The organism is Labrys sp. E2SS-1L (assembly GCF_057073705.1).
This window is the reverse complement of the sequence record NZ_CP172712.1, coordinates 1202921-1223641: the sequence shown is the minus strand read 5'-3', so window position 1 is coordinate 1223641 and position 20721 is coordinate 1202921. Positions and strand designations below refer to the sequence as shown.

Sequence of the window (20721 nt, the reverse complement as noted above, 5' to 3'; positions counted from 1 at the left end):
GTCGACATCCTATTTAGTCCATTCAATGGTCCGTTTCAACGACGCCGGGCGCCCTGCTGAATGCTTGGCTGGAAAACGCCTCCCCTTCGTCCTATCTCTGGCCGGCAGTCCGCGCCGGAGGAATCATGCCCGAACTACCCGAAGTCGAAACCGTCCGCCGCGGCCTTGAGCCGGCCATGACCGGTGCCCGTTTCGTCGAGATCGAGGCGCGGCGGCCGGATCTGCGCTTTCCCCTGCCCGCCGGTTTCGCCCGCCGCCTTACCGGCCAGACCATCCTCTCCATGGGGCGCCGCGCCAAATATCTCCTGGCGGACCTGTCCTCCGGCGACGTACTGGTGATGCATCTGGGCATGACCGGCCGCTTCCTGATCACGGCGCCGGATGGCGGCGTGGCGGAACCGGGCGAGTTCGCCAACGAGGTCAAGGAGGACGCCAAGCACGACCATGTCGTCTTCCGCCTCTCCAACCGCTTCACCATCACCTATAACGATGTGCGCCGCTTCGGCTTCATGGATCTGGTGCCGCGGACCGGACTGGAAACCTCGCGCCATTTCAAGGCCATGGGCATCGAGCCGCTCGGCAACGAATTGAGCGGGGAGACGATCGCCCGCCTGTTCGCCGGCAAGCTGGCGCCGCTCAAGGCCGCCTTGCTCGACCAGGGCCTGATCGCCGGGCTCGGCAACATCTATGTCTGCGAAGCGCTGCATCGTGCGGGCCTCGCGCCCGAGCGGGCCGCTGGCACGCTGGCCGACGGGCAGGCCGAACGCCTCTCCGACGTGATCCGCGAGGTGCTGGCCGAAGCGGTCGAGGCCGGCGGCTCGACCCTCAAGGATTACAGGCACACCGACGGTTCGCTCGGCTATTTCCAGCACCGTTTCCGCGTCTATGACCGCGAGGGCGAGGCCTGCCCGACACCGGACTGCCGCGGCACCATCGAGCGCCTGGTGCAATCGGGACGCTCGACCTATTGGTGCCGACACTGTCAGAAATAAGGAAATTCATTATAGTTATCAGATGCCTCAACACCGAGGGATCGAAACCAAACCTTGCTGTTGCAACGATTTGGCAGGGGCCAGGAGGAAAGCTCGTGTTGACGAGCCGCGCCAGCCCTGTCCATGAGCTCGTCAACCAAGCGGAATAACGGCCCCGACGGTCCAATCCTCGACCGGAATGCTTTGTGCCGACCGAACCACGGCGATGCGGTCGAAACGGACGGCCCGCCCGGTAAGATGTGCCTCGACCTCCCTGGCTGCGGCCTGTTTGAGCGGCCCGTCTTCCACGCCGTAGGCCAGCGAGACATGCGGCATGAAACTCTCGATCGCCGAAGCCGCGATCGAAGCGATGGCCCGCCGCTTCAGTTCGAGCACTGGCCCCACCCGCTCGAAGCGGGCATAGAAGGCTCGGAAGAACAGGTCGCTGGTACCGACCGCCTGGATATCGGCGGCGAAGGGCGCAATGCCGGCAGCGACGGTGGTGAGTTGGCGCGCAAGGTCGTCCTCCTCGCAGAGCCTGTCCTCGACGAGGGTCAGATGCGGCTGGAAGCGCGGCGTGCCGAAGGTCTGCGCCAGTTCGGCCACGATGCCGGCGAGCATGAGTTCGTCCTCGGCCACCGGCATCAGCCAGGCGGAATACATGTTCTCGGCCATCTCAGCGCCCGACCTTGGCCAGCACGTCGGCGCTGAGGAAGCGCTCGACCACGAACATGAAGGCGATGGAGGGCACCAGCAGCACCAGAGCCGTGATCGAGGCGATCTGGTAGTTGCCGCCGGCGCTGGCGGTATAGAGCAGCAGCGGCATGGTCTTGATGTCGGGCGCGCCGACGAAATAGGTGCCGGTGAATTCGTCCAATGATTCCAGGAAAACGAAGATGGCACTTGCCATCAGCCCGGGCGCGGCCAGCGGCAGCACGACGTCGCGAAAGGCGCGCGGCCCGCTGGCGCCGATCGAGCGGGCGGCCTCCTCCAGATCCACCGGCACGGCGGAGAAGGAAGCCGTGGCGATCCACACCGCATAGACCAGACCATGGGTGGTGTGGACGAGCACGACGCCGAGCACCGTGCCATTCAGGCCGATCTCGTAGAACAGGCGGGCGATGTTGACGTAGACGGGCAGGTTCGGAAAGGCCTGAGGCAGGAGCAGCAGCAGCAGGATGCCGGCGCGGAAAGGCAGTTTCAGCCGCGCGAGCGCATAGCCGGCGGGAACCGCCAGGGCGAGGGACAGCGCCACGGTGAGCAGCGCGATGGAAACGCTGGTGCCGAGCGAGGCCAGGGCATCGCCGCGCGGCGCGAATACGCGCGGCCAGAAGGAAAAGCCATATTGCAGCGGCAGGCTATGCGGGAAATACCAGCGCTCCGCCACCGTCCACAGCAGGAGATTGGCGAGCGGGCCGAAGATGGCGAAGGCGAGCAGGCCGAGCCCGATGCCGCGCGGGATCCACAGCCAGTCGATTCGCCAGCTGCGGGCGGCAAGCGCGTGACCGGCATCGCTCATCGCGCATTCTCCTTCATGGTCTGTCTGAGATAGATCCAGGCCACCGCCCCGGTGAAGGCGAGCGAGAGCAGGCCGAGAGCATTGGCGACGCCGTAGTCGCCATAGGAATTGATGCGGAAGGCCATGTCGGCGGTGATCATGGTGGGCGATTGCGCGTTGATCATCAGTGGCACGGAAAGCACCGACATCATCGTCACCAGGCTGAGCACGGCCCCGACCAGCAGCGTGGAGGCCACCTGCGGCACCACGATCTCCAGGAGGATGCGCAGACGCGAGGCGCCGAGATTGCGGGCGGCCTCGATGGTGGAGCGGTCGAGCGAGGCCATGGCACCGGCGGTGAGCAGGGTGACGAAGGGCATCTGCTTCCAGACGAAGGCGATGACGATGCCCCGCCAGTCGAGGAAGCTGACAGCCTGCAGCGGCGACAGCAGGTCCGCATTCACCAGGAGGCTGTTCATCAGCCCGTTCTTGGCGAGGAAGGTCCGCAGGATCTGGCCAACCACGATGAAGGGCACGAAGAGCGGCCAGCGATAGAGCCAGCGCAAGGCCGCAACCGCCAGAGGGTTGTTGCCGAGCGTGAGATAGCCGGCGATGGCGACGGCGATCAGCACGATCAGCGCGGTGGAGATCAGGATGATCACCGCCGAAAAGACCATGTCGGTCCAGTAAAGCTCGAAGGCCTTGCGGAAATTGCCGAACCCCGGCCCCTCCGGCGTGGCGAAGGATCCGGTGACCGAGCTTGCCAGCGGCACGACGAACAGCAAGATCACCACCGCAAGCGCCGGCGCCACCAGCATCAGGCCGGCGAGGGAGGTACGGGGAGAGGTGTTTGTGCTCGGCATGGTTGATGATCGGTTGGGTTGAAGAAAGGCTGGTTCCGCAGGATCTGTGCGGCCCCTCACCCTTACCCTCTCCCCGTAAGGACGGGGCGAGGGGGACCTTGATGTGGAGCTTTATTCCGCTGGCGCGACCTCTCGCAGCGAGGCGCAACGCTCGGCGCCCCTCGCCCCGTCCTTACGGGGAGAGGGTAAGGGTGAGGGGCAACACCGCCCTCCCCAGCTTCGCTGAAGAAAAAAGCCTCCTACTCCGCCACCTTCTTCTCATAGGCTTCGAGCAGGTCGGCATAGTAAGGCCCGATCGGGAAGGACTTGCCATATTTGGCGAGGTCGTCGGGCGAGATGTCGGTGAACAGCTTCTGCCAGATCGCCGGGTCGAGCTTGTCCTGGACATATTTGGCGTCGATGCCCGGATACCAGTTGAACTGCTTGACGATACCGTTGGCCTGGACCTCGGGACTGGTGGCGAGCGCGACGAACTTCTCCGCCAGGGCCTTGTGGGCGGTCTTGCCGGGGATGACGTAATGCATCGGTTGGCCGGGCATGCCGGGCGCCGGCAGCACCAGCTTCATGGTCGGCGGCAGCTGGCCATTGGCCTTCCAGGAATAGAACATGTCGACCCACACCGCGCCCATGGCGATCTCGCCGCGGCTGAGCATGTCGAGCGTGCCGGCATTGCCGGGGGTCAGCGCGACATTCTTGTTGAAGGCCTTGAGCTTGGCGAAGGCGTCGTCCCATTTGGTCTTTTCATTGGCGTCATAGGGACCTTCCTGCAGGACCTTGGCGTCGCCGGCATAATTGTAGATCCAGCTGATCACGAAGGAGACGCCGGAGGCACCGCCCTTGATGCCGTTATAGCCGAACTGCTTGGGGTTCTTCTCGGTCCAGGCCACCAGCTCGTCGAAGGTCTTGGGTGGATTGGCCACCAGGTCCGGATTGTAGGCGATGGCGGTCTGGCTGTTGAACATCGGCATGACATAGCCGTCGACATCGGCCCCAAGCGCCAGCTTGGCATTGGTGCGCGTCACCAGCTTGCCGGTATCGATATTGCCGCGATATTTGTCGAGCAGCCCGTCCTGGACCAGCTTGCCCGCCACCTTCTCGTGGATGACGGCGACATCGACGTCATAGACCTCCTTGCCGGCCTTCTTCTGGGCATCGAGGCGCTCGACGATCTTCTGCGACCCGGCATCGCCGGGGCCGGTGCCGACCACGCGCACCGTGGTGCCGGGATTCTGCTTTTCGAAGGCCGGGGCCAGGAAATTATTGACGTAGTCGACCATGTTCTGGTCACCCGCCGTGATCACCGTCAGCTCCTCGGCCGATGCCGTGGTGCTTGCCAGGGGCAACGCGGCGGCAAGCAGCCCCGCGACGGCGGACAATGCTGTCAGTCTCATCCAAACTCTCCTGTCTCTTATGTGTCTCTTATGGCAATTCAGCCTTGCTCGTCGGGAAAGACGAACAGGCCTGTCTGAGGGATATGAACATCGACCTTCGAACCGGCGGGCCAGGCCTTGGGCGCGTCGACGACCAGGGCACCGGCCGGTGTGGCCACGACGTGACGCCAGAACCCGCCCGGGAAACTGACCTGGCCAACCTCACCGGGCAGGGCGAGGAAACCGGCGGTCGGCTCCGCCGCGGCAGAGGCCTCGTGCAGTTCGGCCGCCTCGGAGCGGAAATGGGCGATGCAGGGCCCCGGCACGGCCGGCCGTACGGTCGCGACCAGAGCGGGCGGGCCGCCCTGGGCTTGAAGCCGCAGCCGGCCATCGCCCTCCGTCGCCGGGCCGGCGTTGAGGCGCAGCCTGTTCTCGGCCCCCATGAAGGCGGCGACGAAGGCGGAAGCCGGCTGGTTGTAGACCTCTTCCGGCGTGCCGATCTGCGCGATCCTGCCAGCATCGAGAATGACGATGCGATCGGCCATCACCATGGCCTCCTCGCGGTCATGCGTGACATGGATGGCGGTGATGCCGAGCCGGCGCTGCAGGGCGCTGATCTCCTGGCGCACCGTGAGGCGGATGCGCGCGTCGAGATTGGACAGGGGTTCGTCGAGCAGCAGGATATCGGGGCTGACGGCAAGCGCTCGCCCGAGCGCCACGCGTTGGCGCTGGCCGCCGGAGAGAGCCGCCGGCTTGCGCTCCTCCAGCCCGGATAGACCCAGCAGAGCGGCGATCTCAGCGACCTTGGCGGCGATCTCCGCACGCGGCAGCCGGCGCAGCTTGAGGCCGTAGCCGATATTCTGCGCCACCGTCATATGCGGCCAAAGCGCATAGGTCTGGAACACCAGCGCCATGCCGCGCCGGTCGGGCGGCTCGCTGGTGATGTCGCGTCCCCGCACGCGGACGGTGCCAGCGCGCGGCTGGATGAAACCGGCAATGGTGCGCAGGAGCGAGGTCTTGCCGCAACCGGACGAGCCGAGCAGCGCGACGAATTCGCCTTCGCCGACCGTGAGGCTGAGATTGTCGAAGACCTGGGTGTTGCCGAGCCGCACCGAGGCCCTGTCGACCTCGAGCAAGGGTTGCCGCACCGGCGTCGTTGGGGTCGCCACCAGGGGCTGATCACTCGGCTTCACGGCGCAACCTCCCGCGGGCAGGTCCCGGCGTCCTCGGCTCAGGCAAGAAGCCTGCAGCGGACACCGTTCCCTCTCGTTTCCTCATCGCCATGTCTGATTGCACAGCTGTGCAATGCTCGCTCTGCGCGAAACTCCTGTCAATAGCGCAGAGCCATTCCATTGAAACCATCCGCCCGGTCCTGAGAGGTTGAAATCCGCTCCCATGGCGTGGAAACGAATTTAGCGACGGGCCTATTCCTTCTTGCACAGCTGTGCAGGAGCAATGCCACGTTTTATCCCTGCCGCTTCGAGGTGACAGCCATATGACGGTTCGCCTGGCAGGGATCCAAAATCACGGCTGGCAGCGCCGCCCCAAATGCCGGAGATTGGACCGCAGGGAGCCGAGCATGGGTGAAGCCGGCGCAGCAGACAGTCAGGGGGACAGCCGGCATGATCGCTCCGACGTTCGCCGCCCGACCCGTTACAGCCGCCAACTGGTCCGACTTCGAGGCACTGTTCGAAGGCAGGGGTGCGCCGAAATATTGCTGGTGCATGGCCTGGCGGCCAATGGAAGAGCGCGGTTCGGCCGACAATGCCGCCCGCAAGCAGGCGCTCCATCATCGCGTTCAGACCCGCGTTCCGATCGGCCTTCTCGGCTATCTCGACGACGAGCCCGTTGGCTGGTGCTCCGTGGCGCCGCGCGAGAGCTTCCTCAGGCTCTCGTCCGACCAGGACGATGGGGAGACGGGCATCTGGTCGATCACCTGCTTCTTTGTCCGCCGCGACCACCGCAAGGCCGGCCTGTCGCACGCCTTGCTCGATGCCGCCATCGCCTATGCCCGCGGCCAGGGCGCCCAGGTGGTCGAAGCCTATCCGGTCGATCCCAGCTCGCCCAGCTATCGTTTCATGGGGTTTGTCGAGCTGTTCGCAGGGCGCGGCTTTGTTCCCGCCGGCAAAGCAGGCTCGCGGCGGCAGGTGATGCGGCTCGCATTGTGAGCGGCAACTACCGGGTCTCAGGCGGAAGGTCGCCCCTCGGCGGCAGGATCGTCATCACCCGTGTCGGTGACGACAAGCCGCTTGGGCAGGTGCACCTCGACGCCGAGGCCGCCGAGGCTCGATTTGGCGATATGAAGCTCGCCGCCATAGGCCTCGACGATGTCCTTGGCGATAGCGAGGCCAAAGCCGGTGCCGCGCACGGTCTCATCGAGGCGCTTGCCCCGCTCGATGAAGGACTTTTCGGCATCGGGCGGCAGGCCGGGCCCGTCATCCTCGATCGACAAGAGGATGACGGGCGAAGCCGTCTGCGCCATCAGGCGCACCCTTGCCTGGGAATTTCCCCATTTGCGGGCATTGTCCAGCAAATTGCCGGCGATGTTGGTGAAATCGCTCTCATCCATGGCGATCACGATGCCCTGCGGGGCTTCGAGGCCGAACGTCATGTCCTTGTCGCGCGAGAGCTTGTGCATGGTCGAGACCAGCTTGGACAGCACGGCATGGGTGTCGACGCGTCCCGACAATTGCGCCGCTGCGAGACTCGCCCGCGCCTCCGCCAGAGTGCGCTTGACCTGGGCATCCATGCGCCAGACTTCGTCACGGATGGCATTGGCCGCGGTGGCCTGCCCGCTATCGGCCAGGGAGCGTGCAGTGGCCTCCAGCACGGCAAGCGGCGTCTTCAGGCCGTGGGCGAGATCGCCCGCCCGGCTGCGCGCCTCGATGAGCTGCGCCTCGCGGGAGGCGATCAGTGCATTGAGGTTGTCGATCAGCGGCTGGATCTCGTCGGGATAGCGCCCGCTGATCTTGCGGGCCGGGCGGCTGCGCAGCGACAGCAACTCGACGCTGAGCTTGTCGAGCGGGCGGAAGCCGTAGCGCAGGAAGGCGATCACCGCCCCGAGCAGGGCGGCCATCAGCACGGCGAGCGAGGGCGCCATCGCATAGAAGAAGCGCCATTTCACCGGCGAGAGCTGGGCATTGTCGAGGGCGATCAGGGCATTGACGGTCTGGTCGCCGCTCGCGGTCGAGATGACGATCGAGCGTTCGACCGCCAGGAGCTGGCTGCCATTCGGCCCGACGAGATCATTGACCTTGCCGCCGCCCTTGGCTGCCGTCGCCTGCAACCAGGGCAACCCCTGGTCCCACAGCGACTGCGAGCGCAACTCGACATTGCCGCCCCGGCCGACCTGCCAATAGAGCCCGCCATTGGGCAATTCGAAGCGCGGATCCTGCGGCCCCTCGTCGATGGTGAGCTGGTTGGAGGCATTGACCTCGATGCTGCCGAGCAAGAGGCGCATCTCGTCCTCGATCTCGGACAGTTCGAGAGCCCGGATCGCCAGGCCCGAGATGGCATCGATGCCGATGCCGGCCAGGATGGTGGCAACCACGATCGCCACCACCGAGCCGAGCAGCATGCGCCGCCTGAGGGAGAAGGAGGTCACGGTCACTGAGGCTCGGCCGGGATGACGTAGCCCTGGCCGCGGCGCGTCTCGATCACGCTGTTGTCGAGCTTGCGCCTCAGGCGGGCGACCACGACTTCGAGGGCATTGGAATCATGTTCCACATCCTGGTCGTAGATTGAATCTGTGATCTGCGACTGCGACATCACGGTGCCCGCATTGTGCAGGAGATAGGCCAGCAGGCGATATTCCAGCGGCGTCACCTGCACCGGGCTGCCATAGAAGGAGACGGCGCGCTGGCGGGTGTCGAGCTCCAGCACGCCATTCGACAGAACGGGGGAGGATTGGCCGGAGGCACGCCGGACCAGGGCCCGGACGCGCGCGAGCAATTCCTCCATGCGGAAGGGCTTGGTCAAATAATCGTCGGCGCCCGAATCCATGCCGTCGACCTTGTCACGCCAATCGTCGCGCGCGGTGAGGATGAGCACGGGCATGCCGCGCCGCGCCAAGCGCCAGCGCCTGAGCACCGTCAGCCCGTCGAGTTTGGGCAGGCCGAGGTCGAGGATCACCAGGTCGAAATGCTCGTTCTCGCCGGCGAAGAGCGCCTCCTCGCCATCGAACACCGTCACCACGATATATTGCTGGGCTTCGAGACTGCGACGGATATCGTCGACGATGGCTCGTTCGTCTTCGGCGACCAGAATACGCATGGTTCGGGGCTGGGATCTCGTGGGCGGAACTGGCCGGGCGCTCAATGCGTTGCCGAGCCGGGCCGGACATTAGGCCTATTTATCGACCAAGGCCAGTGTCACCGCATCGACGAGCACGTCGCGCCTCTTGCCGTCCGGCCTGAGAACGCGGACCATGTAGAGCAGGCGCCCACCGCGGCGCAGCTCGCGCACGCGCAGAATGCGGCCCGGCACCTCGCGGGCCACCGCCGCGGAAATATCCTTGAACGAATGTGCCCCGGGGCGGCGGATCAACACGCCGCTGGGCTGGCCGTGATGAGCAGGGCCGGCCATCGCCGCTTCGAGCGGCGGCATGAAGCAAGCGATTGTCAGCAGCAGTCCGGCACAGGCGCCGGACCTAATGCTAAAAGCCTTGGCGCTAAAAGCCGTCATGAATCTCCTAAGCAGAGTAGCTGGCAAGGCTCCCGACGGGCCTCGCCGGGCATTCCGCAACTGTTGAGTCACTCACAGTTTCCCGATCGACAGTCTACCGAAACCAAGCTTGCAATTGGCTTGCAGGCGCTGTCAGACGCTCGCAACGCGCATCTCGCTAGAATAGCTGGAAACGATTTTGGCCACCATCCGAATCGCCGGCCGAAGGATTACGCGTGTGTTGTCTTTTCCTGTACCAGTAAATGCCGCCGGGCCCCTCGCCGTGGTTCGCGGCGAGCAGCGTCCCGACCTTCTCCGCGACGAAACCCTGGCGACGATCTTCAAGGCGTCCGCCGCGGCCTTTCCCGACAAGCAGGCCCTCGGTGCGATCGGCACCGGCGAGCGCCTGACCTATCGCGAGCTCGACGAGCGCTCCGATCGGGTCGCCGCCGCCCTGGCCCGCCGCGGCGTCGGCGCCGGCATGTTCGTCGGCCTCTGGTTCCAGCGCTCGATCGACCTGCATGTCGCGCTGCTTGGCCTGATCAAGAGCGGTGCCAGCTTCATTCCCTTCGATGCCGACATCCCGCCCGAGCGGGTGACGGCGAGCCTTGCCGATGCCGGCGCGGGCCTTCTGATCTCGCATGCGCCGCAGGCCGAGAAATATGCCGCCGTCGAGGCCGGGACGGTAACGCTCGAAGCCCTGCTCGAGGACACACGCCGCGAGGTTCCCGCCGGTCCTGCCCCCGCCCTGACCGATGCGGCCTATGCCATCTATACCTCCGGCACCAGCGGCAAGCCCAAGGGCATCAAGGTCTCTCATCGCAACATCTGCCACTATCTGCGCGCCGGCAACGAACGCCTGCGCATCGCGGCCGATGACGTGGTGCTCCAGCAGGCCTCGATCGCCTTCGACCTCTCGCTGGAAGAGATCTTCATTCCCTATATGGTCGGCGCCACGCTGAAGATCGCCAGCGCGGCCGTGCTGCAGGACATCGACGCCCTGCCCCAGATGCTGGAAGCCGAGGGCATCACCGTGATCGATACGGTGCCGACCCTGCTGTCCATGCTCAGTCGCGACGTCGCCGGGCTGAACACCATCATCCTGGGCGGCGAAGCCTGCCCGCCCGCTTTGGTCGCCCGCTTTGCCCGGCCCGGCCGGCGCCTGCTCAACACCTATGGCCCCACCGAGACCACGGTGGTGGCGACCTCGACCGAGCTGGAAGCCGGCGAGGACATCACGATCGGGCGCCCGATCCCCAATTACACCGCCTATGTCGTCGACGATCAGCTCAACCTGCTGGCGCCCGGCGAGACCGGCGAATTGCTGGTGGGCGGCCCGGGCGTGGCCATGGGCTATCTCAACCTGCCGGAGATGACGGCGGCCAAGTTCATTGCCAATCCCTTTGCCTTGGACGGCTCCGACCCGGTGCTCTACCGCACCGGCGATGCGGTAAGCCTCAAGCCGGACGGACGGATCGTCTTCCAGGGCCGCATCGACAGCCAGGTCAAGATCCGCGGCTATCGCATCGAGCTCGGCGAGATCGAAAGCCTGCTGGCCGCCGATCCCGCCATCCGCACCGCGGTGGTGACGGCCAACCAGAGCGAGGCCGGCGATACGCTGGTCGCCCATCTGGTGCCGCGGGGCGAGATCGATCTCGACCGCATCAAGCGTGACCTTGCTGCCAAGATCCCGCGCTACATGCTGCCCTCGGCCTTCCAGCTCCATGACGCGCTGCCCGTGCTGCCGTCGGGCAAGGTCGACCGCAAGGCGCTCTCCTCTCTGCCGGTGCCGGAACGCCAGGCCACGGCCGGCGAGCAGGAACCTCCACGCTCCTGGACCGAAGCCCAGTTGCTCAAGGCTGCGCAGGAACTGCTGCGCGCCCCGGCGGTCGACTTCGAGGCCGATTTCTTCACCGACCTCGGCGGCCACTCGCTGCTGGCGGCGCGCTTCGTCTCCGAGGTCCGCCGCGTGCCGGCCTTGTCGGGGATCGCGATCCGCGACCTCTATACCCATCGCACCCTGCGCAATCTCGCCAGGGCCCTGGACGAGAGCGCGGCTGCTGCAGCGGCGGCGCCACCGCCGGACCGCAGTTTCGAGCCGGTGCCGCTCGCCCGGCGCTTCCTGTGCGGCCTGGCCCAGGCCGTCACGCTGCCCTTCATCGTCGCTCTGGTCTCGGTGCAATGGATCGGCCTCCTGCTCGCCAGCATGCTGCTGGTGGGCGACAACGCTTCCATCCTGACCGAGCTCGCCGTGCTGTGCGGGGTCTATATCTGCCTCAACCTCGCCACCAAGCTCGCCGTCATCGGCCTGAAATGGCTGGTGATCGGCCGCACCAGGCCGGGCGTCTATCCGCTCTGGGGCGCCTATTATTTCCGCATCTGGCTGATGCAGCGCATCGTGCAGCTCACCACGCCGAAATTCCTCAAGGGCTCGCCCCTCATCCGCGTCTATCTGCGCGCCCTCGGTGCCCGCATCGGTCATGACGCCATGATCGACGATTTCGAGGAGGGCGCCATCGACCTCGTCACCATCGGCGACCGGGCGAGCCTCGGCACCAAGCTCAAGCTCGCCAATGTCGAGGTGATCGGCAACGAGGTGCATGTCGGGCGCATCGAGATCGGCACCGGTGCACGCATCGGCAATGGCAGCGTGATCGGCGGCGACGTCGTCATCGGGGACGGCGCCGAGATCGGCGACCTCACGGCCCTGCCGCAGGGCACGATGGTGGCACCGGGCACCCATTGGGAAGGCGCGCCTGCCGCTGAAATCGGCCCTGCCGAGCAGGACGATCCGGCCGACCATCCCCATCTCGGCCGTTTCGGCCGTTTCGTGCAGGCCATCGGCTATTTCATCGCCTATAATCTGTGCCTGGTCATCGGCCTCCTGCCGATCTTCCCGGCCTTCTCGCTGTTCTCGGAAGTCGAAGCCCTGTTCGGCGCCGATCCCGATCAGCCCCTGTCCTGGAGCCTGGTGGCGGTCGCGGCCTGGCCGGCGGCGCTCGCCTTGATCGTGGTCTCGATGGCGGTGATGGTGGCCCTGCGCTGGCTGCTGCTGCCCAAGGTGCGCGAGGGCTCCTATTCGATCTTCGGTTCGCTCTATTTCCGCAAATGGGTGATCGGCCTTTCCACCGAATCCCTCCTGGAAACCCTCAACTCGCTCTATGCCACCGTGTTCATGCGCAACTGGTATCGCATGATGGGCGCCAAGATCGGCAAGGGCACCGAGATCTCGGCCAGCTTTGCCGGGCGCTACGACCTGATCGAGATGGGCCGCGACAATTTCATCGGCGACGAGACCATTTTCGGCGACGAGGAAATCCGCAATGGCCGCATGATCCTCAAGCGCCTGAAGACGGGCGACCGCTGCTTCTTCGGCAATTCCTCAGTGGTGTCGCAGGGTTCGGTGGTTGAAGACGATGCGCTGATCGGCATCAAGTCGCGCCTGCCCGATTCCCTCAAGGTCGGCACCGGCGAGACCTGGCTCGGCAGCCCCCCCATCGCCATGCCGACCCGCCAGAAGGTGGCGGCCGCCGCCGGCACCACCTATGCGCCTCCCTTCCGCATGAAGCTCCTGCGCGTGGTGTTCGAGACGCTGCACACCTCACTGCCGACGGCGGTGCTGATCGCCGCCGCCTACATCACCGCCGACATACTGGCCTCGGTGATCTCTGAGGGTGCCTGGCTGGCCGCCATCGGCATCTTCCTGATCGCAGGTCTCGCCATCTCCGGCCTGATGTATCTGGCCGCCGTCGCGGTCAAATGGCTCCTGATCGGTACCTACAAGCCGATGATGCGGCCGATGTGGTCCTGGTGGGCCATGCGCACGGAAGGCGTTGCGGTGATCTATGGCGGCCTCGCCAGCAAGATGCTGCTCGACTATCTCCGGGGCACGCCCTTCCTGCCCTGGCTGCTGCGCCCCTTCGGCGCCAAGATCGGCAGGGGCACCTGGATCAACACCACCGACATCTGCGAGTTCGATTGCACCGAGATCGGCGACCATGCCGTGCTCAACATGGGCGCCTGCCCGCAGACCCACCTCTATGAGGACCGGGTGATGAAGGTGGGTCGCATCCGCATCGGCCGCGGCGCCACGATCGGCACCGGCGCGACCGTGCTCTACGACACCGAGATCGGCCCCTTCGCCCAGGTCGAGCTGCTGACCTTGATCATGAAGGGCGAGGCGCTCCCGGCCTCGACGGTGTGGACCGGCATTCCGGCCCAGCCCCAGGCCCTCGCCCCGGCAAGCGCCGAAGCCGAGGACGCCACTCTCAATCCCGTCCTGGCCGAGGCGGCCGAATAGGCTCCACTCCTGGGAGCGCGGACGTCCCCGTCCATAGGCGCTAAGATAAGGGGTTGGGCGAGATGAGGCAGTTGGAGATCGAGCTCGACATATGAGCCCCCTCGCCCCGTTTACGGGGAGAGGATGGAGGTGAGGGGCTACGGAAGGCGTCAGTTTGTGAGGTCGCGCCGCCCCTCATCCTTACCTTCTCCCCGTAAACGGGGCGAAGGGGGGCCGGCCTCGCGCCTCTCGCCTTATCTTAGCGCCTATGGATGTCCCCGTCCGCTCTCCTTATCTGCAGGCGTAGCGTTTCCAAGAGCGGATCGTCCGACAACTCCCTTGAGTCCTTGCCGTCGCCGCTTCCAACGGCGCGAATGGCTTGCCAAGCGCCCTGCAATGGCCTAGCCGGAGGCTCTCCCGCCTTCCGGACCTCCAAGCGTGCCGGCTGCAGGCCTCTTGGAAGGAAGACCTTCGCTCGTGGAATTGACGTGGACCCTCATCGCCATGCTGGGCGCCGTCGGCCTGGTGGCCGGCTTCGTCGATGCCCTCGCCGGCGGCGGCGGCCTCCTGACCATTCCAGCCCTGCTGCTTTCCGGGCTCGACCCGGTAGCGGCCCTCGCCACCAACAAGCTGCAGTCGAGCTTCGGCTCGGGCTCGGCGGTGATCGCCTTCGCCCGGCGCGGCCATATCGCCTTTCATCAGACACGCTGGATGGTGGTGACGACTTTGCTCGGCGCCTGCCTGGGCGTGGCTGCCGTCAGCGTCGCACCGCTGTCACTGCTCTCGGCGGCTCTGCCGGTGCTGCTGATCGCCATGGCGCTCTATTTCGCCTTCTCCTCCCGCTTCTCGCCCAAGGCCGGCATCGAGGACGGCAGGGCCCGTATGAGCCCAGGCCTGTTCACCCTTACCATGGCGCCTCTCATCGGCTTCTATGACGGCCTGTTCGGCCCGGGAACCGGCTCCTTCTTCATGCTCGCCTTCGTGGCGCTGTGCGGCTATGGCGTCATCCATGCCACCGCCAACACCAAGCTCCTCAACTTCACCTCCAATTTCGCCTCGCTGATCCTGTTCATCCTGGCGGGCAAGATCGTCTGGGTGGTCGGCCTGGTCATGGGCGTGGGCCAGTTCCTCGGAGCCCAGGCCGGCTCCTATATGGCGGTGCGCCAGGGCGCGCGGGTGATCAGGCCCCTTCTGGTGCTGGTGTGCTGCTCGGTGGCCGTCAAATTGCTGCTCGACCCGGCCAATCCCTTGCATCAGGCCGTTATTTCGCTGTTTCAGTGAAGTCCGTCGTTGACGCCGAAGCCATTGGGATGTAAAGAGCCGCCTTCCAATAGCGAGCGCCCGCAGCGCTCGCGGCTTATCATTTTCAGGCAACGCACGGCCTTTCGGCGATCTTTCGGGATCGTTATGGATGCGGCCGGCTTAACAGGCAGGGATCATGGCCAATACGAAGTCGGCCAAGAAGGCTACGCGCAAGATCGAAGTGCGCACCGCAGTAAACAAGGCGCGCCGCTCGCGTATGCGCACCTTCATCCGTAATGTCGAGGAAGCCGTCGCTGCCGGCGACCAGACCAAGGCTGCTGCTGCGCTGAAGAGCGCCGAGCCGGAAATCATGCGCGCTGCCCAGAAGGGCGTGCTGCCGGCCAACACGGCGTCGCGCAAGGTGTCGCGCCTGGCCCATGCCGTGAAGAAGCTCAGCGCCTGAGCCGAACGGCGGGACGTCGAATAGAGACAGGCGACCGAGCCACTTTATTTAATTTCCCTTAGGTGAAGAAACCCGGCCCCCAAAGCCGGGTTTTTGTTGTTCGGCCCTTCCCGGCCGGAGGCCCGTACCACGCTCGGGCCCACGGCCTTTCGGGGGCCGCTCGCCATCGTTCCGGCTCCGTCCCCCCTCGGTCCGCGTTCCGGACACGGCCCCTCAACGGCGTCCTGGAAACATTTGTTCCGGGGCGAGCGCAGCCGGAAACCGCGACCCATGATTGTCATTGTCTCGTAACAATATTTGATGGTGGAGGTATAATATTACTAACAACAATGAACTGGGCAATCTTTCCGCTTGACTCAAGGTTTGGCTGCCATGCCCATCCCCCCTCGGTAGCCGGTCAAAATTTTCCTATATATTTCATAGTCTTATGGGATAAGAGGAAAGTGGCCCGGCAGCCATCCCGGCACGCGCCGGGCAAATTACGAAGCCTCGCAATCTTTACGCATCCGAAACGAATATTTTTGAGTCATTTTGCCGCCTCCATGATTCCGTCGACTCCTCAACACCTTGCGGCTGCGGCAGTCAAAGCGCCTGCTGTCCGAATCGAGAACATTGAGGGGCCATTAACGAATCATTGAGATTTGCCTGTTGCACCCGACTGGGCCGGTTCGGTATGTTTTTTCTCGGAACGGGTCATGTGTAGGTTCCTTCCCGATATTGCGAGCGGACGACCGTCCATTCCGGGGCATCGGTGAGGTATGCTTTGATGGCTACGTATAGTTTTGAAAACAGTAAGGTAATAGCGTCGGCATTCGATTGCTGCTTTCGAGACCAATAATGAGATGGACCTTCTGGTGAAGCGTCCCGTGCCGGCGTTACACGGCATGTTGTGTATAATTACGAACGAAGTCTGAAGAAGACGGAATTGGGGTGTCATGTCGTCGGGGTGGTTGAATGACTATGCGGGAGACGTTTCGGCGCAGGAAGCCTATGAGCTCCTCAGCCAGCAGCCTAAGGCACAGCTTGTCGATGTCCGTACCCGGGCCGAATGGTCGTTCGTTGGCGTTCCCGACCTCTCCGCGCTCGGCAAGGAACCCGTCCTCGCCGAGTGGCAGCGCTACCCCAGCATGGAAGTCGCTACCGATTTCGTCTCCCAGCTCGAGCGCGAACTCGAGCGCCGCGGCGTCGGACAGGACCAGCCCGTCCTGTTTCTCTGCCGTTCGGGCGCTCGTTCGCTGGCGGCCGCCCAGGCTATGCTGGCTGCCGGTTGGAAGGGTGCTCGCAACATAGCCGCGGGCTTCGAGGGCCCGATGGATGCCTCGCGGCATCGTGGCATTGTCGAAGGCTGGAAAGCCTCCGGTTTGCCCTGGATCCAGTCCTAAAAAAACCAATTCGCGCTCTGCAGCCGCCGGTCCAGGACCGGAAAAGGCCGGAGCTGTTTCTTGAACTCATTTTGCCAGACGATAGCCCTATGACCTCGAGCGAACGCCTGTCAGTCATTGCCAGCCAAACCGCAAAAACCGTTTCCGGCCTGGATTCCGATTCCTCCTTCGCCGATGGCGCCATCCAGCCGGCAGCGGCCTGGGATCGCGTCAAGCGCCGCCTGCGTGCCGAATATGGCGAGGACGTGTTTTCCAGCTGGTTCGCCCGCCTGGAACTCGACGCCGTCATCGACGACACCGTGAATCTGTCGGTGCCGACCCGGTTCCTGCGCAGCTGGATCCAGGCTCACTACATCGACAAGATCCTTGGCCTCCTGTCGGCCGAACTGCCGGGCACGGCCCATATCGCGCTCAATGTCCGCACTGCGGTGGCCCGCCCACCGGCAGCGCGCGACGCCGCGTCATGCGCCAAGCCCATCGGCGAAGCGGCGGCCGCCAAGCCGGCTGTCCCCTTCCTGCGGGCGGTGGAAACGCCGGCACGCGAGGACGACCTTTCCGGCTCCCCGCTCGACCGTCGCATGTCGTTCGAAGCCTATTTCATCGGCCGCTCGAATTCACTCGCGCATGCCGCTGCCCTGCAGGTCGCCAAGGCCGGCGCCGCCGATCCGCTGCCCTATAATCCGCTGTTCATCCATGCCTCGGTGGGCCTCGGCAAGTCGCATCTGATCCAGGCCATCGCCCATCAGTCGGAAGCCCAAGGCAAGCGCGCCCTCTACCTCACCGCCGAGCGCTTCATGTATGGCTTCGTCGCCGCGCTGAAGGCGCAGACCGCCATCGCCTTCAAGGAGAAGCTGCGCGCGATCGACCTGCTCGTCATCGACGACCTGCAGTTCCTGGCCGGCAAGTCGATCCAGCAGGAGTTCTGCCATACCCTCAATGCCCTGATCGACGGCGGCAAGCAGGTCGTGGTCGCGGCGGATCGGCCGCCGGCGGATCTGGAGACCCTGGACGAGCGCGTGCGTTCGCGCCTGTCGGGCGGCCTGGTGGTGGAGATCGGTGCGCTCGACGAGGAACTGCGCATCAAGATCCTGAAGGCCCGCATCGAGGCGGCCCGCGCCCATCACGCCAATTTCGACGTGCCCGACAATGTCGTGGCCTATGTCGCCCATCAGGTCACGACCAATGGCCGCGATCTCGATGGCGCCGTCAACCGCCTGCTCGCCCATTCCGCTCTGTCCGGCTCGGGCATGTCGCTGGAGACGGCCGAGGCCGCCATCCGCGACCTCGTCAAGAACCGGGAGCCGCGCCGGGTCAAGATCGAGGACATCCAGCGCATCGTCGCCAAGCATTACAATGTCAGCCGCGCCGACATCCTGTCGCTCCGCCGCACCGCCACGGTGGTGAAGCCGCGCCAGGTTGCGATGTATCTGGCCAAATCGCTGACGCCGCGTTCCCTGCCCGAGATCGGCCGCCGCTTCGGCGGGCGCGACCACACCACGGTGCTGCATGCCGTGCGCAAGATCGAGGGCCTGGTCGGCAAGGACACCGGTCTGGCCGAGGAAGTGGATCTGCTGCGCCGGCTGCTTTCGGAATAGAATGCCGATGCGTGTCCGGCGGCGGGATGTCGGTGATCGCCGACATCTTGCCATCGGCCATGCATGGGCTTAACCCAGTTCTTGCGTGATGCAGGAACTGGAGGTGGATCCATGGCTCGACCGGTACGGACGAATCCGATCTCATCTCCGGCCGTGCATATCCGCTGGCTCGCCTGTCTTGCGGCACTGGTCGTGCCGGGGCTCGGCCACGCTCAGGGCAATGTTCAGGACGATGATCAGGGCATGGGCGTCCTGAAAGTCTTCATGGCGAGCCAGAGCTACCGGGACATCACCGGCAAAGCCCTTTCAGGCATCCCGCCGGCCATCTTCACACGCTGTCCGACGCTGGTGGCGCGGGATTCCTCCGTCACCATCCTTCAGCCGGTATCCGCCGGTCCGCAGGGCAGCCCGGCTAGTGGGCGATGGAAACAATCCTTTCCGGTCAGCGGCTGCGGCAACGACACCGTGCTCAATCTCTATTTCTCGGTGGCGGCGGACGGCAAACCCCAGGCCGGCGCCACCTTGCCCGGCACCACGCTCGCCGATCCGCTCCTCCAGCGAGACGCTCTGCTCTATGCCAATCTCGGCGCCACGCGCGCCGTGGCCGACTGCAAGAATTTTCTGGTCATCGATACCAAGGCTCCCGCATCGAGCCAACCGCCAGGAACGGGCGGCGGCCTCAAGGCTCCCTGGTCCGAAACCTGGACGCTGAGCGGCTGCAGCCGCAAGGTCGACGTCCGCATGGATTTCATCCCCGATTCCACCGGCACGACGATCGCGCCGCGCGACGCAGTGATCCGGCCCGACTGATGTCGGCTGGGCCAGCGCCCCAATCTTCCCCCTTGCATCGCCGGCGCGATCCGGGCAAAGGCGCAAACGACCCTTTGTTTCGGCGCCGCTTGCGGCACCCAGCAGATTGAGATGATCGCCATGCTCTATCTCGGCCTCGATATCGGAACTTCGGCCGTCAAGGCCGTCATCGTCGACGAACGCGAGACCGTGCTGGCCGAGAGCGAACAGCCTCTCTCGCTGTCGCGTCCGGGCCCCGGGCTCAGCGAGCAGAATGCCGATGACTGGATCGGGGCGATCGAAGCCATCCTGACGCGCTGGCGGGCCGAACAGCCGGCTCTGCTGGCCGGCGTGGAGGGCATCGGCCTGTCGGGCCAGATGCATGGCTCCGTCTGCCTCGACACCGAGGACCGGCCGCTCGGGCCGGTGATGTTGTGGAACGACGGCCGTGCCGCAGCCGAAGCCGCCGAACTCAACCACGAGCATCCCGAACTCGCCTGGCAGCTCGGCGTGCCGGCCGCTCCCGGCTTTACCGCTCCCAAACTGCTGTGGCTCGCCCGCCACCAGCCGGCGTTGCGCGCTCGTCTGAAGCGGGTGCTGCTGCCCAAGGATTTCGTGCGCCTGTGGCTGACCGGCGAGCATGTCAGCGAAATGTCGGACGCAGCGGGAAGCTGGTGGCTCGACCAGGCCAGGCGCGATTGGTCCGATGCGGCCCTGGCGGCAACCGGTGTCGAGCGCAGCCAGGTGCCGCGCCTGATCGAGGGCACCGAAATCTCCGGCCGGCTGCGCCCGGCGCTCGCCAGCCGGCTCGGCTTCAAGCCAGGCATCCCGGTGGCCGGCGGCGCGGGCGACGCCATGGCAGGCGCCATCGGCATCGGCACCATTGCCGACGGCGCTTTCCTTTCCATCGGCACGTCCGGCCAGTTCTTCGTGCCCGGAACCGACTATCGTCCGCTGCCCGACAAGTTCCTGCATACGTTCTGCCATGCCGTGCCCGGTCATTGGGTGCAGATGGCCGCCCTGCTCAACGGCGCCTCCTGCCTCGCCTGGGCCGCAGGGCTGGTGGGCGAGCCGATCGAAAAGCTGCTGGCCGACGTTGCCGCCCAGCCGTCCGGCCCGGGCCGCGTGATGTTCCTGCCCTATCTCGCCGGCGAGCGCACCCCGCACAACGATCCGGAGGCAACCGGCCTGTTCACCGGCATGACCGGCGGCACCGGCAAGGCCGACCTCATTCGCGCCGTGCTGGAGGGCGTTGCCTATTCCTTCGCCGATGCGGCGGCCTGCCTCGCCGAAGCCGGCACTGAGCTCAGCGAAGCTGCCGTGATCGGTGGTGGCGCCCGCAGCGCCTTGTGGGTGCAGATCCTCGCCGATGTGCTCGACCTCAGGCTGAAGCGCTATCGCGGCGGCGAAAAGGGGCCGGCCTTCGGCGCCGCCCGGCTCGCACGCGCCGCGGCCAGCGGCGAACCGATCACAGCCATCGCCACCAAGCCGCCTATCCTGGATGTTGCCGAGCCGCGCCCCGAGCTGACGCAGGCCTATGCCGAAAAGGTGGCGGCCTTCCGCCGGCTCTACCAGGCAACCAGGGCGGCTCGCTAGGTCAAGCCGCG

Annotated in this window: 17 protein-coding genes; 9 read left to right on the top strand and 8 right to left on the bottom strand. The window is 65.4% G+C overall.

From position 1 onward, the window contains the following. Positions 1 to 125 precede the first annotated feature (125 nt). Positions 126 to 992, top strand: a complete 867-nt coding sequence (mutM, locus tag ACIGJE_RS05565; protein ID WP_394312686.1) for a bifunctional DNA-formamidopyrimidine glycosylase/DNA-(apurinic or apyrimidinic site) lyase — start codon at positions 126 to 128, stop codon at positions 990 to 992. 132 nt (positions 993 to 1124) lie between these two features. Here mutM and ACIGJE_RS05560 read toward each other — a convergent pair whose 3' ends face one another. The 5 genes from ACIGJE_RS05560 to ACIGJE_RS05540 all read right to left on the bottom strand — a co-directional run bounded on the left by ACIGJE_RS05560 (position 1125) and on the right by ACIGJE_RS05540 (position 5895). After that, positions 1125 to 1646, bottom strand: coding sequence for a 2'-5' RNA ligase family protein (locus tag ACIGJE_RS05560; RefSeq protein WP_415083004.1), 522 nt, complete (start codon positions 1644 to 1646; stop codon positions 1125 to 1127). Between the two features lies 1 nt (position 1647). Further along, a complete protein-coding gene (locus ACIGJE_RS05555; RefSeq protein ID WP_311939053.1) occupies positions 1648 to 2490 on the bottom strand; it encodes an ABC transporter permease in 843 nt (280 codons plus the stop codon). Further along, a complete protein-coding gene (locus ACIGJE_RS05550) occupies positions 2487 to 3332 on the bottom strand; it encodes an ABC transporter permease (protein WP_415083001.1) in 846 nt (281 codons plus the stop codon). The genes ACIGJE_RS05555 and ACIGJE_RS05550 overlap by 4 nt, the downstream gene beginning before the upstream one ends. Before the next feature lie 239 nt (positions 3333 to 3571). Continuing rightward, the gene (locus ACIGJE_RS05545) at positions 3572 to 4723 is read right to left on the bottom strand and encodes an ABC transporter substrate-binding protein (RefSeq protein ID WP_483679501.1); all 1152 of its coding nucleotides are present in this window, start codon (positions 4721 to 4723) and stop codon (positions 3572 to 3574) included. A 38-nt stretch (positions 4724 to 4761) separates the two neighbouring features. Next, complete coding sequence (locus ACIGJE_RS05540; RefSeq protein ID WP_483679499.1) at positions 4762 to 5895, bottom strand: ABC transporter ATP-binding protein; 1134 nt, start codon at positions 5893 to 5895, stop codon at positions 4762 to 4764. Positions 5896 to 6324: 429 nt separating this feature from the next. Here ACIGJE_RS05540 and ACIGJE_RS05535 point away from each other — a divergent pair, with 429 nt between their 5' ends. Next, positions 6325 to 6870 (top strand): GNAT family N-acetyltransferase, encoded by a 546-nt coding sequence (locus tag ACIGJE_RS05535; RefSeq protein WP_483679497.1) that lies wholly within the window; start codon positions 6325 to 6327, stop codon positions 6868 to 6870. A gap of 17 nt (positions 6871 to 6887) precedes the next feature. On the opposite strand, the gene ACIGJE_RS05530 is transcribed toward ACIGJE_RS05535, so the two are convergent. From ACIGJE_RS05530 to ACIGJE_RS05520, 3 genes are all read right to left on the bottom strand, one after another. Continuing rightward, positions 6888 to 8312 (bottom strand): sensor histidine kinase, encoded by a 1425-nt coding sequence (locus ACIGJE_RS05530; protein ID WP_483679495.1) that lies wholly within the window; start codon positions 8310 to 8312, stop codon positions 6888 to 6890. Next, positions 8309 to 8974, bottom strand: a complete 666-nt coding sequence (locus tag ACIGJE_RS05525) for a response regulator transcription factor (protein ID WP_068292966.1) — start codon at positions 8972 to 8974, stop codon at positions 8309 to 8311. The genes ACIGJE_RS05530 and ACIGJE_RS05525 overlap by 4 nt, the downstream gene beginning before the upstream one ends. A 75-nt stretch (positions 8975 to 9049) precedes the next feature. Continuing rightward, a complete protein-coding gene (locus tag ACIGJE_RS05520; RefSeq protein ID WP_311939041.1) occupies positions 9050 to 9385 on the bottom strand; it encodes a PepSY domain-containing protein in 336 nt (111 codons plus the stop codon). 217 nt (positions 9386 to 9602) lie between these two features. On the opposite strand from ACIGJE_RS05520, the gene ACIGJE_RS05515 reads away from it, so the two are divergent. The 7 genes from ACIGJE_RS05515 to xylB all read left to right on the top strand — a co-directional run bounded on the left by ACIGJE_RS05515 (position 9603) and on the right by xylB (position 20710). Further along, entirely contained in the window at positions 9603 to 13664 is a 4062-nt protein-coding gene (locus tag ACIGJE_RS05515; RefSeq protein WP_483679493.1) for a Pls/PosA family non-ribosomal peptide synthetase, read from the top strand. A gap of 483 nt (positions 13665 to 14147) precedes the next feature. Then, positions 14148 to 14924, top strand: coding sequence for a TSUP family transporter (locus ACIGJE_RS05510; RefSeq protein WP_311939177.1), 777 nt, complete (start codon positions 14148 to 14150; stop codon positions 14922 to 14924). 157 nt (positions 14925 to 15081) lie between these two features. After that, positions 15082 to 15348 carry a 30S ribosomal protein S20 gene (rpsT, locus tag ACIGJE_RS05505; protein ID WP_149253229.1) on the top strand — a complete coding sequence of 89 codons (267 nt, stop codon included), beginning with the start codon at positions 15082 to 15084 and terminating at the stop codon, positions 15346 to 15348. 935 nt (positions 15349 to 16283) lie between these two features. Next, positions 16284 to 16730: a rhodanese-like domain-containing protein gene (locus tag ACIGJE_RS05500; protein WP_068292959.1), complete on the top strand. Its 447-nt coding sequence runs from the start codon at positions 16284 to 16286 to the stop codon at positions 16728 to 16730. A gap of 89 nt (positions 16731 to 16819) precedes the next feature. Then, complete coding sequence (gene dnaA, locus ACIGJE_RS05495; protein WP_483679490.1) at positions 16820 to 18325, top strand: chromosomal replication initiator protein DnaA; 1506 nt, start codon at positions 16820 to 16822, stop codon at positions 18323 to 18325. Positions 18326 to 18436: 111 nt separating this feature from the next. Further along, complete coding sequence (locus ACIGJE_RS05490) at positions 18437 to 19135, top strand: hypothetical protein (RefSeq protein ID WP_311939033.1); 699 nt, start codon at positions 18437 to 18439, stop codon at positions 19133 to 19135. 111 nt (positions 19136 to 19246) lie between these two features. Continuing rightward, positions 19247 to 20710 carry a xylulokinase gene (gene xylB, locus ACIGJE_RS05485; protein WP_483679488.1) on the top strand — a complete coding sequence of 488 codons (1464 nt, stop codon included), beginning with the start codon at positions 19247 to 19249 and terminating at the stop codon, positions 20708 to 20710. Positions 20711 to 20721 lie beyond the last annotated feature (11 nt).